At 63.2% G+C, this 16,182-nt stretch carries 15 protein-coding genes; 8 read left to right on the top strand and 7 right to left on the bottom strand.

The window, feature by feature from the left end; all coding sequences use genetic code 11:
• Positions 1-7: 7 nt before the first annotated feature.
• Together ACW5W7_RS18360 and ACW5W7_RS18355 are read left to right on the top strand one after the other, a co-directional pair.
• Positions 8-1,744, top strand: coding sequence for an ABC transporter ATP-binding protein (locus tag ACW5W7_RS18360; RefSeq protein WP_456502623.1), 1,737 nt, complete (start codon positions 8-10; stop codon positions 1,742-1,744).
• Between the two features lie 137 nt (positions 1,745-1,881).
• On the top strand, positions 1,882-2,478 hold the full coding sequence (locus ACW5W7_RS18355; protein ID WP_456502622.1) for a LysE family translocator: 597 nt from the start codon (positions 1,882-1,884) through the stop codon (positions 2,476-2,478).
• Here the strand turns inward: ACW5W7_RS18355 and ACW5W7_RS18350 are convergent.
• The 6 genes from ACW5W7_RS18350 to ACW5W7_RS18325 form a co-directional block, all read right to left on the bottom strand.
• Positions 2,444-3,295: a helix-turn-helix domain-containing protein gene (locus ACW5W7_RS18350; protein ID WP_456502621.1), complete on the bottom strand. Its 852-nt coding sequence runs from the start codon at positions 3,293-3,295 to the stop codon at positions 2,444-2,446. The genes ACW5W7_RS18355 and ACW5W7_RS18350 overlap by 35 nt on opposite strands.
• Before the next feature lie 36 nt (positions 3,296-3,331).
• Positions 3,332-4,033, bottom strand: a complete 702-nt coding sequence (locus tag ACW5W7_RS18345) for an ABC transporter ATP-binding protein (protein ID WP_349920526.1) — start codon at positions 4,031-4,033, stop codon at positions 3,332-3,334.
• A gap of 11 nt (positions 4,034-4,044) precedes the next feature.
• On the bottom strand, positions 4,045-4,818 hold the full coding sequence (livG, locus tag ACW5W7_RS18340; protein ID WP_456502620.1) for a high-affinity branched-chain amino acid ABC transporter ATP-binding protein LivG: 774 nt from the start codon (positions 4,816-4,818) through the stop codon (positions 4,045-4,047).
• On the bottom strand, positions 4,815-6,083 hold the full coding sequence (locus ACW5W7_RS18335) for a high-affinity branched-chain amino acid ABC transporter permease LivM (protein WP_456502619.1): 1,269 nt from the start codon (positions 6,081-6,083) through the stop codon (positions 4,815-4,817). Before ACW5W7_RS18335 ends, livG begins: the two co-directional genes overlap by 4 nt.
• Before the next feature lie 97 nt (positions 6,084-6,180).
• Positions 6,181-7,107, bottom strand: coding sequence for a high-affinity branched-chain amino acid ABC transporter permease LivH (livH, locus tag ACW5W7_RS18330; protein WP_349920528.1), 927 nt, complete (start codon positions 7,105-7,107; stop codon positions 6,181-6,183).
• 66 nt (positions 7,108-7,173) lie between these two features.
• On the bottom strand, positions 7,174-8,295 hold the full coding sequence (locus ACW5W7_RS18325) for a branched-chain amino acid ABC transporter substrate-binding protein (protein ID WP_349920529.1): 1,122 nt from the start codon (positions 8,293-8,295) through the stop codon (positions 7,174-7,176).
• A gap of 435 nt (positions 8,296-8,730) precedes the next feature.
• Here ACW5W7_RS18325 and ACW5W7_RS18320 point away from each other — a divergent pair, with 435 nt between their 5' ends.
• On the top strand, positions 8,731-9,735 hold the full coding sequence (locus tag ACW5W7_RS18320) for a substrate-binding domain-containing protein (RefSeq protein WP_349920530.1): 1,005 nt from the start codon (positions 8,731-8,733) through the stop codon (positions 9,733-9,735).
• Between the two features lie 78 nt (positions 9,736-9,813).
• Here the strand turns inward: ACW5W7_RS18320 and norR are convergent, their stop codons facing one another.
• Entirely contained in the window at positions 9,814-11,340 is a 1,527-nt protein-coding gene (gene norR, locus ACW5W7_RS18315) for a nitric oxide reductase transcriptional regulator NorR (protein WP_456502618.1), read from the bottom strand.
• A 169-nt stretch (positions 11,341-11,509) separates the two neighbouring features.
• On the opposite strand from norR, the gene norV reads away from it, so the two are divergent.
• The 5 genes from norV to tnaC all read left to right on the top strand — a co-directional run bounded on the left by norV (position 11,510) and on the right by tnaC (position 16,154).
• On the top strand, positions 11,510-13,003 hold the full coding sequence (norV, locus tag ACW5W7_RS18310; RefSeq protein ID WP_434664916.1) for an anaerobic nitric oxide reductase flavorubredoxin: 1,494 nt from the start codon (positions 11,510-11,512) through the stop codon (positions 13,001-13,003).
• Entirely contained in the window at positions 13,000-14,151 is a 1,152-nt protein-coding gene (norW, locus tag ACW5W7_RS18305) for an NADH:flavorubredoxin reductase NorW (protein ID WP_456502617.1), read from the top strand. The genes norV and norW overlap by 4 nt, the downstream gene beginning before the upstream one ends.
• Positions 14,152-14,203: 52 nt before the next feature.
• On the top strand, positions 14,204-14,545 hold the full coding sequence (locus ACW5W7_RS18300) for a DUF1971 domain-containing protein (protein WP_349920534.1): 342 nt from the start codon (positions 14,204-14,206) through the stop codon (positions 14,543-14,545).
• Between the two features lie 155 nt (positions 14,546-14,700).
• A complete protein-coding gene (locus ACW5W7_RS18295) occupies positions 14,701-15,918 on the top strand; it encodes a 4Fe-4S binding protein (RefSeq protein ID WP_456502616.1) in 1,218 nt (405 codons plus the stop codon).
• Positions 15,919-16,046: 128 nt separating this feature from the next.
• On the top strand, positions 16,047-16,154 hold the full coding sequence (gene tnaC / locus ACW5W7_RS18290) for a tryptophanase leader peptide (RefSeq protein WP_434664921.1): 108 nt from the start codon (positions 16,047-16,049) through the stop codon (positions 16,152-16,154).
• Positions 16,155-16,182: the final 28 nt, after the last annotated feature.

The raw sequence follows: 16,182 nt of genomic DNA, 5'->3' as shown, positions 1-16,182 counted from the left end.
CATGCTCATGACTTTCCTTCGACTGTTGGGTGAAGATGCCCATGTTTTCCGTCGTTATGGCTGGATGGCCATCACCCTCGGCATCCTGAACGGCCTGACTCTCACGCTTCTGGTGCCAGTGCTCGAACGCCTGCTGGCGCATGATGTGCGGGGGGCCGGGTTCTGGTTGACTGCGCTGGCGGCAGGGCTGCTGCTCTGCTGGACCTGGCGTCGTCGGGTCGAGCAGGCCAGCGTGGCGGTTCGGGTGGCGGTGTTGCAGGGTTGCCGCCACCGGATTGGCGATCACATCGCCCGTCTGCCGGTGGGCTGGTTTACCCCGCAGAACACGGCACGGCTCAACCATGTGATGACCCACGGCATGTTTGAGCTGTCCGAACTGCCCGGCCACCTGTTTACCCCTATTCTGAGCGGTCTGGTCACGCCGCTGGTACTGGTGCTGGCCCTGCTGGTTCTGCACTGGCCCCTCGGCCTCACCATGCTGGTGGCCCTGCCCATACTGGCCGGAGTCTTCGTCATCAGCGCTCGCCTCGGCAGCCGTGCCGACGCCGCATTCCACAACCATGCAGCGCATACCAGCCAGCGCATTGTCGAGTTCGCCCAGGCCCAGTCGATGCTGCGGGCCTTCAGTGGCAAGGGGGACAGCATGGGCTTTCTGGAGCGTGCCATCGACAAACAGTACGCGGCCGGCTCGCGGCTGATCTATGTCTCTACCGCCTCTGTGGTGCTCAACAGCTGGGCGGTGCAGGCCGTGTTTGCGGCCCTGTTCATCACGGCTGTCATGTGGCTGAACAGCCAACTGGGAACGCAGTGGCAGGGCGAGGTGGCGATCACCACCATGGTCTCCCTGTTGTTGGTCAACCGGTTCATCGATCCGCTGCTGGACATCGCCGGTTATGGGGAAGTGCTGCGCAGTGCACGGGGTCAGCTCGAGGCAGTCGCCGAGGTGATGGACGAGCAACCCCTGCCGGAGCCGGTCAACGGCGAGGCGCCGTCCGATGGCTCCGTGGAGCTGCGGGATGTGCGCTTCTCCTATGGCGCCGGGGCGCCCGAGGTGCTGCGTGGGGTGGACTTGTGCATCGCGCCTGGGCAGATGGTGGCGCTGGTCGGAGCATCGGGTTCGGGCAAGAGCACCCTGATGCAGCTGATCGCGCGCTTTTTCGACGTGGATGAGGGGAGTGTGCGCATCGGTGGCACCGATGTGCGCGCCATCGACAGCGCCAGCCTGGCTGGCCAGATCAGCCAGATCTTCCAGAGTACCTATCTGTTCCAGGGCAGCATTGCGGACAACATCCGCATCGGCAAACCGGATGCAACGGACGCCGAAGTCATGGAGGCGGCCCGACAGGCAGGAGTGGCCGAGATCGTCTCGCGCCTGCCGCAGGGGCTGGATTCGCAGGTCGGGGAGGGCGGTGCCCGCCTCTCCGGTGGCGAGCGGCAGCGCATCTCCATCGCCCGCGCTCTGATCAAGGGAGCCCCCATACTGCTGGTGGACGAAGCAACCGCCGCGCTGGATGCGGAGAATCAGGCCGCCATCGCCGAGACGCTGGCACGATTGCGTGGCAGACACACACTGATCGTCATCGCACACCAGTTGTCGACCGTGGCCATGGCCGACCAGATTGTGGTGCTGGAAGCCGGCAGGGTGGCTGAGTCCGGCACCCACGAACAGCTCTGTTCGCTACGGGGTCGCTACGCCGACTTCCTGAACCAGCGCCACAGCGCCAAGGGATGGCAGATCGCTTGAGCCTGGCGCTGATCCCGCGCAAGCCCCGCCCTCTGGCGGGGCTTTTTGTGAATGACCGCTTGAGCGCAATTTCCTTCAATACCCCTCATCCCCGGCTCCGTAGGCTGACGACATTCAATCAGCAAGGAGTCCTCTTCATGGAAACGAGTCTGTTACTGTCGATGTGCGGGTTTGCTCTCGCCATGTCCATCTCCCCCGGCCCGGTCAACTTGGTCGCTCTCGGCAGCGGGGCCCAGCACGGTTTTCGTGCCAGCCTGCGCCATGTGGTCGGGGCCACACTCGGCTTCATCCTGCTGCTCCTGTTGATGGGGCTGGGGCTGGGGGCCCTTCTGTCCCGCTGGCCCCTGGTGGTCGGTGCCTTGCACTGGGGTGGCATCCTCTTCCTGGGGTACATGGCCTGGCAGCTGGTCAGGAGCGGGGGAGAGCTGGAGGGGGAGTCAGGGCAACGGCCCGCCTTCTGGTATGGCGCCCTGATGCAGTGGCTCAATCCCAAGGCCTGGCTGGCAGCCAGCATGGGCATGGGGGCCTACGGCGGCGCAGGTGAGTGGGGGCAGATGGTGATGTTCACGGCGCTGTATCTGGTGATCTGTCTCGGCTCCATCGCCTGCTGGGCCTATGTCGGCAGCTGCCTGCAGCAGGCGTTGCTCAGCCCCCGGCGATTGCGCTGGTTCAACCGCGTCATGGCCCTGTTACTGCTGCTCAGTGCCGGCTATCTGCTGTTTGCAGAGGGCTGAACTGCAACCTGTATTGCCCCGGGGTGGCGGCGACCCGCCGTTTGAACTGGCGCTGGAAGTGGGCCTGATCGGCAAAGCCGCTCGCCAGCGCCACCTCGGCCAGGGGGTGCCCCAGTCTGAGCAGTTGGCGGGCGTGGCGCACGCGCCTGTCGAGCAGATAGGCGTGGGGGGTCATGCCGTAATGATGATTGAAGGCGCGCACGAAGTGGGAGGGGCTGAGCCCGGCGACGGCACTCAGCTGCTGCAGGCTGAGCGGGTTGGTGCTCTCATCCTGCATCAGTTCGGCGGCGCGCTGCAGGTGCAGTGGCGGCCTGTCATCCCAGCGGGCAGGGGTGAGCCTGGTCAGCAGCTGGTGGCCGAACATCTGGCAGGCCACTGCCTTGGCCAGCGGGTCCCGACCCTCCACCAGCTGGTGGTGCAGCTGTTGCAGCCCCAGATACAGCACGGGGTCACGGCTGGCGGTCATGTCGAATGGACGAAAGTCACCGCCGAGCCCCGCCTCCTGCTGCAGTTCGTGCAGCCAGCGGGTGTCGAGATAGAACATCAGATAGGACCAGGGATGATCCGCGATGGGATTGCAGGCATGCACCTCTTCCGGGTTCATCAGCACCAGGCTGCCGGTACCGACCTCCTGTCGGCTACGCTGGTTGAGGTAGTGGCTGTGGCCACCGGTGATGGCGCCGATGGAGAAGTGGGGGTGGCTGTGCTTGTCGTAGCAGACCTGACGGCCATCCTGCACCGCCCGGGTCTCGATGAATGGCAGGGCCGGATCGCACCAGAAGTGGTGGCGATCCGGCCCTGAAGGGGAGCGGCTCATCCTGGCTGGGCGACCCGGATGAACCGATCTGGGCGGTCAGCCACCGAGGTAGGCCTGGCGCACCGCCGGGTTGGCCAGCAGGGCCGCACCGGTGTCTTGCAGCACTACCCGGCCATTTTCCAGCACATAGCCGCGATCTGCGAGCCGCAGGGCCTGGTTCGCATTCTGCTCCACCAGGAAGATGGTCATGCCCTGATCCCGCAGCTTCAGAATGATGTCGAAGATCTGCTGGATGATGATGGGGGCCAGCCCAAGTGAGGGTTCATCCAGCAGCAACAGACGCGGCTTGCTCATCAGGGCGCGGCCGATGGCCAGCATCTGCTGCTCGCCCCCCGACATGGTGCCGGCCCGCTGCTCCAGTCGCTCATGCAGCCGCGGGAACATGGTAAATACCTGATCCAGCAACCCGTTTTGCTCCTGCTTGTCGACGAAGAAGGCTCCCATCATCAGGTTCTCTTCCACCGTCAGGCGGGAGAAAATGCGGCGTCCCTCCGGCACCACGGCGATATCCTTGCGCATGATGCTGGCGGTGGTGAGGGAGTCTATCTGCTCCCCCTCGAACCAGATGCTGCCACTGCTGGGTTTGGGTTCCCCACAGAGCGTCATCAACAGGGTGGTTTTGCCGGCGCCGTTGGCGCCGATCAGGGTGACTATCTCGCCCTCTTTGACTTCCACGCTGACATCGTGCAGCGCCTGGATCTTGCCGTAATGGGTCGATACGTTGCGAAGTTCTAACATCTTGCTTCTTCCTATGACTCGCCCAGATAGGCCTTGATCACGTCCGGGTTGCTGCGGATCTCATCCGGTTTGCCGTGAGCCAGCGGCGTGCCCTGGTTGACCACGAAAATGCGGTTGGAGATCTCCATCACCAGCTTCATATCGTGCTCGATGAGCAGCACCGAGACCCCGAACTCGTCCCGCAGGTTGGAGATAAGCTCGTTGAGCTCATCGGTCTCCTTGGGGTTGAGGCCGGCAGCCGGTTCGTCCAGCATCAGCAGGTCGGGACGGGTAGCCATGCAGCGGGCGATCTCGAGGCGACGCTGCTGACCATAGGCCAGGTTGCCGGCGGCGCGGTTGGCGAGCTCCTTGAGGCCCACCTTCTCCAGCCAGAAGGCGGACTGCTCCAGCCCCTCTTTCTCGGCGCGGCGGAAGGACGGGGTCTTGAACAGACCGGCGATGAAGCTGGTATTGAGGTGGCGATGCTGAGCTACCAGCAGATTTTCCACTGCCGTCATCTCTTTGAACAGACGAACGTGCTGGAATGTCCGCACTATGCCCTTGCGGGCGATGAGGTGGCCGGGCAGCCCCTGGATCTCCTCCCCCTGGTAGCGGATGACGCCGCCGCTCGGACGGTAGAAGCCGGTCAGGCAGTTGAAGATGGTGGTCTTGCCCGCGCCGTTGGGACCGATGATGGAGATCACCTCTCCCTTGTCCACGTCCAGCTTGACGCCGTTGACCGCCAGCAATCCCCCGAAACGCATGGACAGATCAGAGACTTCCAACAACTTCTGATGATTGTTCATTTGCGGATCTCCAGATGGGGACGGCTCATGGGCAGCAGACCCTGGGGTCGCCAGATCATCATGAACACCATCAGCAGGCCGAACATCAGCATGCGGTATTCGTTGAATTCACGGGCCAGCTCCGGCAGCACCGTCATGACGATGGCGGCCAGCACCACGCCGATCTGGGAGCCCATGCCGCCGAGCACGACGATGGCGAGCACGATGGCGGACTCGATGAACACGAAGGATTCCGGGCTGATGAAGCCCTGGCGCGAGGCGAAGAAGCTGCCGGCGAACCCCGCGAAGCAGGCGCCGATGGTGAAGGCGGTCAGCTTGATGATGGTGGGGTTGAGACCCAGGGACTTGCAGGCGATCTCGTCTTCCCGCAGCGCCTCCCAGGCGCGGCCGAGCGGCATGCGCAGCAGGCGGTTGATGACGAACAGGGTGGCAATCACCAGCACCAGCGCCATCAGGTAGAGGAAGATCACCTTGTGGTTGGCGTTGTAGGCGATGCCGAAGAATTCGTGGAAGGTCTCGAAGCCCCCGTCTTTGACGGTGCGGTTGAACTCCAGCCCCCCCAGGGTCGGTTTGGGAATGCCGGAGATGCCGTTCGGGCCGCCGGTCAGGCTGGTCATGTTGTTGAGCAGGATGCGGATGATCTCGCCAAAGCCCAGGGTGACGATGGCCAGATAGTCTCCTCGCAGTCTGAGCACCGGGAAGCCAAGCAGGAAGCCGAAGGTGGCCGCCATCAGACCGGCGATGGGCAGACACTCCCAGAAGCTCAGACCGAAGTAGGTGTTGAGCAGGGCATAGCTGTAGGCACCGACCGCGTAGAAGCCGACGTAGCCGAGATCCAGCAGCCCGGCGAGGCCCACCACCACGTTGAGGCCCAGACCCAGCATGATGTAGATGAGCGCCAGGGTGGCGAGATCGATGGCCCCGCGGGAGGCCATGAAGGGCCAGCTCACCGCGAACAACAGCACCAGCACGGCGGTGAGGTTGTAGAGCTTGGGCGCTTCCTCTGGGCTTGGCAGTACCAGCTTGGTGAAGCCGACTGAGAAGCCGCTGATGGAAGCCTGGAACAGCTTGGAAATCTGGCCGCGCAGCATCTGGAACCAGAAGACGATGGTGGCGCCCCCCAGCAGCCAGGCCAGGGAGACATCGAGGCGACTCACCACCAGCAGGCGGGAGCCTTCCGTCTCGAGTTTGAAGCCGAGCAGCCAGAAGGAGAGCACCAGCAGCATCAGGCTGGAGATGCAGGCATGGATAAATTGACGTTTCATCATACCTTCTCGACCTCCGGGCGACCCAGGATGCTGCATATGGACATGAACAGCGGCATCAGACAGGTGATAGGTGCATGAATAAATTGATGTTGCATCATACCTTTTCGACCTCCGGGCGACCCAGGATGCCGGTGGGCATGAACAGCAGCACGAAGATGAGCAGGGCGAACGCCATCACATCCTTGTATTCGGTGCTGAGGTAGCCAGCGGTGAGGGCTTCCACCACCCCGAGCAGCAGGCCGCCGATGACGGCGCCAGGAATGCTGCCGATGCCGCCCAATACCGCGGCGGTGAAGGCCTTCAGCCCGGCCATGAAGCCGAGGTAGGGGTTGATCACGCCGTAATACATGCCGAGCAGCACCCCGGCCACGGCGGCCAGGGTGGCCCCCAGCACGAAGGTGATGGAGATGACCACGTGGGTGTCTATCCCCAGCAGGTTGGCCATCTTGATGTCTTCCGAGCAGGCGCGGCAGGCGCGGCCCATGCGGGAACGGCCGATGAACTGGGTCAGCGCCAGCATGGTGACGAAGGTCACCACGAAGATGATGAGCTGCATGTAGGAGAGGCTGGCCTGGAAGCCATCCTCGGCGCCGAGGGACCAGCCCCCGGAGATCAGGTTGGGCATGGCGATGTCACGCGAGCCCTGGGCCATCCGCATCATGTTCTGCAAGAAGATAGACATGCCGATGGCGGAGATGAGAGGGATGAGGCGGTTGCCGCCCCGCAACGGGCGATAGGCGACCCGCTCTATGGTCCAGCCATAACTGCCGGTGATGATGATGCTGACCAGGAAGGCGCCCCCCAGCAGCAGGACAGTGCTGTCGATGCCCATCATCATGAGGGCGGCCATCACCATGAAGGCGACATAGGACCCGATCATGTAGACCTCGCCGTGGGCGAAGTTGATCATGCCGATGATGCCGTAGACCATGGTGTAGCCGATGGCGATCAACGCATAGGTGCTACCTATGGTCAATCCGTTCAGCAACTGCTGAACCAGATAAAGAAGGTGTTCGGACATACTGCGTTCCCTGTACTTGCCCGCAAAGAAAGGAGGGGGTGACGCTTGTCACCCCCGACCGGCAGATTATTTGAGTTGAGTGGAGGTGCCGTCGGCGTGCCACTGGAAGACGCCGAACTCGAAGCCTTTCAGGTCACCGTTCGGTGCCCAGCTCAGGGGGCCCATGACGGTGTCGATCGGCGCGGCCTTGATGGCGGCCGCCACGGCAGCGGGATCATCCTCACCCGCCTTGGCGATACCGGCAGCCAGGGTCTGTACCGCGGCGTAGGTGGTCCAGACGAACGGACCGGAGGAGTCCTGACCCTTGGCCTTGAACGCGGCGACGATGGGGGCGTTGGCCGGCACCAGGTCGTACTTGTTCGGCAGGGTGACCAGCAGGCCTTCGGAAGCCGGGCCGCCGATGGCGGAGATGTCCTTGTTACCCACCCCTTCCGGACCCATGAACTTGGCCTTCAGGCCCTTCTCGCCAGCCTGGCGCAGGATCAGACCCAGTTCCGGGTGGTAGCCACCGTAGTAGACGAAGTCCACGTTCTCTTTCTGCAGCTTGGCGATCAGGGCGGAGAAGTCCTTGTCCCCGGCGGTGATGCCCTCAAAGGCCACGACCTTGACGCCGGCCTTGTCCAGCGCGGCTTTCACGCTGGAGGCAATGCCTTCACCGTACTGCTTCTTGTCGTGGATGACGGCCACGCGCTGGGGTTTGACCTGCTCGATGATGTATTTGGCGGCGGTCGGGCCCTGATCGCTGTCCAGACCGATGGTGCGCATGGTCAGCTGGTAGCCACGCTCGGTGATCTTGGGGTTGGTGGAGGCCGGGGTGATCATCAGCACGCCTTCATCTTCATAGATGTCGGAGGCGGGCAGGGTGTTGTCGGAGCAGAGGTGGCCGACCACGAACTTGACGCCGTCGTTGATCACCTTGTTGGCGATGGCCACGGCCTGCTTGGGATCGCAGGCGTCGTCATAGATGACGGCTTCGATCTGCTTGCCCTTGATGCCACCCGCCTTGTTGATCTGCTCGACCGCCATCTTGCCGCCGGTGAACTGCATGTCACCGTACTGGGCGACCGGGCCGGTCAGGGGGCCGGCGATGCCGATCTTGATGGTATCGGCGGCATTGGCGATGGAAACCGAGCCAAACAGAGCCAAAGAAACCGCTGCTCTGACTGCAATTTTGCTGAAGTTATGCATTGATTCGTCCCTTAATCAGTGAATTGTTTCGTTTTATGGGCATCATTCCGAGCCTGTATCCGGCGGGCCCGGTAATAGGTAAGGTTCTATCATTCCTCGCCAGGCAATAACAAGATGTTAAAGATACTAACCGGAGCGGGTCGGGTAGGGGTTTTATGAAACAAAAGCCCTGTTTAAGTTTCGTTTGTGGAATTTAATATCGTCAATGCCAATTAACATACTGACAACAAATTGTCATGGTGACAATTTTCAGAGTAAAAAACTGACGACATTTCGTTCTGCGTCTGCTCTCATTTTGACCAAAATTCGTTTGCGCAAATAGAAACGACCGCCTAGATTAGCCGAGATTGACAATTCACTGGCAGTGCCCGTTAAAACCAAGCCTTTATTCGGGAAATCTGCTACTGTTCCGCCTTTGTTATTCAGGAGACAGAGATGGCAACTATCAAGGATGTCGCCTCGCGCGCAGGCGTATCCATCTCCACCGTCTCACATGTACTCAATCACACCCGCCGGGTCAGCGAAGACGCGACCCAGAAGGTGCTTGAGGCGGTGGCAGAGCTGAACTACGCGCCCAACTCGGTGGCGCGCAGTCTCAAGATCAATTCGACCAAGACCATCGGCATGCTGGTGACCACCAGTGCCAACCCCTTCTTCGCGGAAGTGGTACAGGGAGTGGAAGCCTACTGCTTCGAGCAGGGTTACAGCCTGATCCTGTGCAACACCGAGAACCAGCCGCCCCGTCAGCAGCACTATCTGCGCATGCTGATGGAGAAGCGGGTGGATGGTCTGCTGGTGCTGGGGACCGACATCGATACCCAGTTCCGGGACATGCTGCGGATCCACAAGAATGTGCCGCAGGTGGTGCTGGACTGGGGCAACGAGTGTGATTTTGCCAACGTGATCAACGACAACGCCCGCATCGGCGCGCGTCTGGCGGTGAGCCATCTGCTGGAGCTGGGCCACCGGGAGATCGTCTGCATCACCGGCCATCTCGCCAAGCCCACCACCCAGCAGCGGCTGGACGGGGTGCGTGACGCCCTGGCCGAGCAGGGACTGACCCTGAAGGACGAGCAGATCTTCGAGGGGGATTACGAGAGCCAGAGCGGCTACGATGCCATGCAGCGCATCCTGGCACTCCAGCCGCGTCCCACCGCCGTCTTCGCCTTCGACGATCCCATGGCGATCGGTGCCATCTGCGCCGCCTGGGAAGCCGGGGTCAAGGTACCGGACGACATCTCCATGATCGGCTATGACGACATCGAGATGGCGCGCTTCTCCAGCCCGCCGCTGACCACCATCCGTCACCCCAAGGCCGAACTCGGCCTGCTGGCGGTGCAGCAGCTGGTGAGCCGGATCCGCAACAAGGAGCTGGAAGTGGAGTCCATGACGGTGCAGCCCGAGCTCATCGTGCGCAGCTCGGTCAAATCCCTGCGCTGACCCCACCCCGGTTGCCCCAGACCCCCTCCCTCGCGAGGGGGTTTTTGTTTTTGGGATTTATCGTCTGCTGCAGGACGGTCAGGCCTTGAGGCCGAGCCGCCGGGCGAGGCGGTGCAAATTGCCGCTGTCGAGTTCGAGAGCCCGGGCGGTGGCGGCCCAGTTGTCATTGTGGGCAGCCAGGGTGCGCTCGATCAGGGCGAGCTGGAAGGCGTCGGTGGCGGCGCGCAGTCCCAGGCCGGCGGGCAGAGGTGGCTGGATGGGCGTCACACTGGGGCTGGTGGACGGCGGGGCACCGTTTCCCAGCGTGAAGTGGTGGCTGGCGAGGCTGGGGGTCTGACTGCCCTGCTCGGCCCGCGCCAGCACGGCGGCGCGGTGGATGGCGTGTTCCAGCTCCCGCACGTTGCCCGGCCAGTCGTGGTGCTCGAGCAGTTGCAGGGCCTGGGGCTGGATGCGCAGCCGTTCCAGCCCCAGGCTGACCCGGCAGCGCTCGCAGAAGTAACCCGCCAGCAAGGGGATGTCGCCCGTGCGCTCCCGCAGGGCCGGGGCATGGATCGGGAACACGCTCAGCCGGTGATAGAGATCGGCCCGGAAGGCCCCCTCTACCACTGCCTGCTTCAGATCCCGGTTGGTGGCTGCCAGGATGCGCACGTTCACCTTGAGGGGAGTATCGTCGCCGATGCGCTGCAGATCGCCGTATTGCAGCACCCGCAGCAGCTTGGCCTGCAGCGCCAGGGAGAGTTCGCCGATCTCGTCCAGAAACAAGGTGCCCCTGTCCGCCAGTTCGAACTTGCCCGCCCGGTTGTGGATGGCGCCGGTGAAGGCCCCCTTCACATGCCCGAACAGTTCGCTCTCCGCCACCGATTCGGGCAGGGCGGCGCAGTTGAGGTAGACCAGGGGGTTCTCCGCCCGCTGGGAGCCCTGGTGCACCGCCTTAGCGATCAGCTCCTTGCCGACCCCCGTCTCCCCCAGGATCAGTACGTTCAGCTCCGAACTCGCCACCACTTCTATCTCGTGGCGCAACCTCGCCATGGCGGGGGACTGGCCGATCATCTCCGGCTGGCCCTGGCCGGCCTGCGGGCCCGGAGCGATGGGTTCGCTGCTCTGGCGGGCGAGCCGCTCCAGCAAGAGGGCGTTGCTGAGGGCCGCCGCCGCCAGGGCGCCCACCAGCCGCAGCTCCTCGTCGCTGATGTCGTCGAATTGGGTCGGGTTCATGCCGTCTATGGTCAGGGCGCCGATCAGCGTCTGATCCGCGAACAGGGGCAGGCCGACGCAGGCGTGCACCTTGAAGTCATCGTGATCCGGGATCAGGCCGTCATAGGGGTCGGGCAGCAAGCTGTCGGCGGGGAAGCGCACCACGTCGCCGGCGCGGGCGATGGCCTCCATGCGCGGATGATCCCGCAAGGCGAAACGGCGCCCCAGCACGTCCTGCATCAGGCCGTCGATGGCGAGCGGCACGAACTGCCCCCCTTCGTAGCGCAGCAGGGCCGAGGCATCGGAGTTCAGCAGGCTGCGCACGCTCTGGATCAGACGATGGAATCTGTCCTGATGGGAGATGCCGAGTTGCAGGTCGAGGGCGATGCGCGCCAGGCTGTCGGTCGAGATCACGGTAATTGTCCAAATGACAGTGTGTTTGTTGTTTTGACTATAATGATGATGTGTCTTAATGACAATCATGGATGTTGGTGTTGTTTAAAAACAATGAGTTACAAGTTGGCACGTCCGCTGCAATAGCCAGTTCAGTCGAACATACACTTTGCATTCAAGGAACAGCCAGATGAGCATTCACGTCAAGAACAACATCCACTGGGTCGGTCAACGGGATTGGGAAGTGCGCGACTTCCACGGCACCGAGTACAAGACCCACAAGGGCACCAGCTACAACAGCTACCTCATCCGTGAAGGGAAGAACGTGCTGATCGATACCGTCGATCACAAGTTCAGCCGCGAGTTCGTGCAGAACCTGGCCGCCGAGATCGATCTCGCCTCCATCGACTATGTGGTGATCAACCACGCCGAAGAGGATCACGCCGGCGCCCTGACCGAGCTGATGGCCCGCATCCCCGGCACCCCCATCTACTGCACCCACAACGCCATCGACTCCATCACCGGTCACCATCACCACCCGGAGTGGAACTTCCAGCCGGTCAAGACCGGTGACAGCCTGGATATCGGCAACGGCAAGCAGCTGGTGTTCATCGAGACTCCCATGCTGCACTGGCCCGACAGCATGATGACCTACATGACCGAGGACGCCGTGCTCTTCTCCAACGATGCCTTCGGTCAGCACTACTGCGACGAGCACCTGTTCAACGACGAGGTGGATCAGACCGAACTGATGGAGCAGTGCCAGCGCTACTACGCCAACATCCTCACCCCGTTCAGCCCCCTGGTGACCGCCAAGATCAAGGAGGTGCTGGGCTTCAACCTGCCGGTGAGCATGGTCGCCACCTCCCACGGCATCGTCTGGCGCGAGGATCCCACCCAGATCATCCTCAAATACCTGGAGTGGGCGGACAACTACCAGGAGGATCGCATCACCCTGTTCTACGACTCCATGTCCAACAACACCCGCATGATGGCCGATGCCATCGCCCAGGGGATCCACGAGGTGGACCCGGGCGTGGCGGTGAAGATCTACAACGTGGCCCGCCACGACAAGAACGAGATCCTGACCCAGGTGTTCCGCTCCAAGGGCATTCTGGTGGGCTCCTCCACCATGAACAACGTCATGATGCCCAAGGTGGCGGGCATGCTCGAAGAGATCACCGGCCTGCGCTTTAGAAACAAGCGTGCCGCCGCCTTCGGCAGCTACGGCTGGACCGGCGGTGCCGTGGATCGCATCCAGACCCGGCTGATGGACGCAGGCTTCGACATCAGCCTCTCCCTCAAGGCCAAGTGGCGCCCTGACGGTTCTGCCCTGGCTGAATGCCGCGAGCACGGCCGCCATATCGCTCGCCAGTGGGCGCTGCATCCCCTGGACGCGCCCCGCCCGATCACCACAACCCAGGCCGAAAAGGCACCGGCTCCCGCGATGGCGGCTGCGGTGACCCCGGCGCCGCAAGCCGCACCGGTGGCAGCAGAGTGGGATGACGACCAGGCCATGCTCTGCACCGTCTGCCAGTGGGTCTATGACCCGGCGTTGGGTGAGCCGGATCAGCTGGTGGCGCCGGGTACCCCCTGGGCCCAGGTGCCGGACTGCTTCCTCTGCCCGGGCTGCGGCATCGGCAAGGAGGTGTTCGAACCCTGCGCGGTGGAGGCCTGCGTATGAGCCCGCTTCCCAAGAGTGACGAGATAGTAGTGATCGGCAGCGGTTTCGCCGCCCAGCAGCTGGTCAAGAGCCTGCGCAAGCTCGACGGTGAGAGGCCCATCCGCCTCATCACCGCCGACGGTGGTGACGAGTACAACAAGCCCGATCTCAGCCATGTGGTGAGCCGGGATTGCAGCGCCGCCGCCATGACCCGGCTCTCCGGAGCCGAATTCGCCGAGCAGCAGCGCATCACGCTGCTGCCCCACAGCCCCGTGCTCGCCATCGACCCCGTTCGCCGTCTGGTGCAGACCGCCGCGGGGGAGCATCCCTACGGCAAGCTGGTGCTGGCCACGGGGGCCAGTGCGGTGCGTCCCGACATTCCGGGCAGCGACTACCTGGTCACCCTCAACAGCCAGCAGGAGTATGCCGCCGCCGAGGAGCGGATCCGCGGGGCCAACCGCATCCTGGTACTGGGCGCCGGCCTCATCGGCTGCGAGCTGGCGATGGACATGGCGAGCGCAGGGAAAGCGGTCACTCTGGTGGATATGGCTCCCAGCCCGCTCGCCAGCCTGCTGCCAGCGACCCTGAGTCAGCCGCTGCAGCAGGCGCTGCGCGCGCTGGGAGTGAGCCTGAAATTGGGGCAGGGCATCAGCGGGATCGACCCGCTGCCCGGTGAGGGCTGGCGAGTCACCCTGGATGACGGCCAGACCAGCTCGCAGGATCTGGTGATCGCCGCCATCGGCCTGCGCCCCAATCTTGCCCTGGCCGAGAATGCCGGACTCGAGGTGGGACGGGGCATTCGGGTCGATGACAGCCTGGGAACCAGCGATCCCCATATCTATGCCCTGGGGGATGGCATCGAATGGCGGGGTGAGCTGCTACCCTTCCTGCAGCCCATCGTGCTGGGGGCCAACGCCCTGGCCAAGACCCTGCTCGGCACCCCGACGGCGCTGACCCTGCCCCCCATGCTGGTGAAGGTGAAGACACCGCACTACCCGCTGCAACTGGCGGGCCGCACCCGGGGCGACGATCTCGCCTGGCAGTGCCGCTGGAACCACCTGGGTATGGTGGCCGAGGCCCGCGGTGCCGATGGAGAGCTGTGCGGTTTCGTGGTGGGAGGCGATCAGATGAGCGTTGCCTTCCCCCTGCTGCGCCAGCTGCCCCGTTGATTGTTCAATATGCCAAGGCCGGGATGACCCGGCCAGATTGAGGAGAATGACCATGTCCATGAAACTGATCCCGTCCCACTGGGTGGTGCGTCGCTCCACCCCCTTCTTCACCCGTGACAACGTGCCCGCCGCCCTGCTGACCCATCACAACACCGCCGCCGGGGTGTTCGGTCAGCTCTGCGTGATGGAGGGCAGCGTCACCTATCACGGCTTCGCCGACGAGCAGGCCGAGGAACCGGAGATAAGCCTGGTGATCCGGGCCGGGGAGTTCGCCACCAGCCCGCCCCAGTATTGGCACAGGGTCGAGTTGTCGGAGGATGCCCGCTTCAACATTCACTTCTGGGCCGAGCAGGCCGAATCGGATCAGCCGCTGTTCAATAGCCGAAAAGCATAGGGTTCAACAGCCGCCAATAACCGCGTTCGGCAGTCGCAAAGCGTGAGCGTGGGGCAGGGGGAGAAATCGCTCCCCCTGCCCATGCAGATCAAAATTGTCAATTCAGATGTTCGTTATCCTGCCCCCTCGATTCGGATGAGCACTGTGAGGGAAACATGAGCCTGTTGGAAGCCCTGACCATGACCACTGGTCTGGTCTATCTGATCCTGCTGCTATGGCAGCGTCGCCGTGGTTGGGGCTGGACGCTTTCCCTGTTGCTGGCCGCTGTCCTCTGGTTGCTGGCGGCGGACTCCGTGCTCTGGCTCGCGCTGGGGCTGGTCGCCACGGGGCTCGCTTTGTGGCGGCGCCATCAACCCCTGCCAATCCTGGCTTCCATGGATAGCCAGCGTCTTAGAACCACGACAAGGCAGTTGTTGCTGCTGTGCTGGGGATTGGTGGCGGTGCAATATGTCGTCCATATCGAGCGGCTCGGGCCGGGGATGACCCCCTGGTTGATGCGTCCGGACGTGGTGGACGGCTTCCTGCCCATTGCCGGCGGGCTCGGGTTGCGGGCCTGGCTGACTCAGGGGCTGGTGGATCCTCACCATCCGGCGGCTACCGTCACCGTGCTGGTGCTCTGTCTGTCGGCCCTGCTGCTGGGGCGGGCTTTCTGTGCCTGGTTCTGCCCCCTCGGGCTGGTGGGGGAGTGGCTGCACGGCCTGCGTGCGCGCCTGCTGCCGGGAGAGTGGACGCCGCCGCGCTGGCTGGATCTCGTCCTGCGCGGCCAGAAATTCCTGGTGCTGGCTTTCCTGCTGTTCATCGTGCTGATCGCGGTGCCGACCGCCGCCCTGCCAGGCTATCTCGCCAGTCCCTATCATCAGGCCGCCGACATGAAGATGGGGGCCTTCTTCTTCAACCTGACCCTGATCTCCGGCCTCTGCTTGGGCTGGGTGCTGCTGCTCACGGCGGCCTTCAGGCAGGGATTCTGCCGCTACCTCTGCCCCTATGGCGCCTGGCTGGCCCTGCTCGGGCTGCTCACGCCCCTGCGCATCCGCCGTGACCCGGCTCGTTGCCTGCGAAGCCAGGGTCACGACTGTGACAAGTGCAGCCGGGCCTGCCCGTCACGCATCCAGGTGCATCAGCTGATTGCGGTGCGAAGCCTGGAGTGCACCAGTTGTATGAGCTGCGTGGCCGCCTGCCCCAAGCGAGCCGATGCGCTCCACCTCGGCACCCGGCAACGCCGGCTCAGCCCGGCCTGGCTGTTGGCCCTGCTCTGCCTGTTGTTGCTGGTGCTGCCACTGCTCTCCCATGGCCTGCTGGATACCTGGGTCAGCCAGACTCCCTTGTCCGATCGCGCCTACCTGCTGCAGATGTTGCCCGGGTTGAGCCACTGACTGGACACTCGCCGCCCCAGGGGGCGGCGAGGAAGATCAGCGGCGCCGATAAAACTGTTAGCGTCATCCCAAATTGCTCATTTCATAATTGCCAATCAATTAACGTACACCATAATGGAGTACGTTAATTGAGCGTTATTCATTCCAACCAGATGAGCAAAAACATGGCTACCATGATCGCCTCACCGAAATGGTTCACCCTGGATCACAAGATCGCCTTCTTCTTCCCGCTGTAATATCCCGCGGTGTCTTTCATATTGCTGA

This window comes from Aeromonas intestinalis (assembly GCF_054052485.1).
Note: the sequence above shows the minus strand (reverse complement) of the source record. Positions and strands in the feature narration are given on the sequence as shown.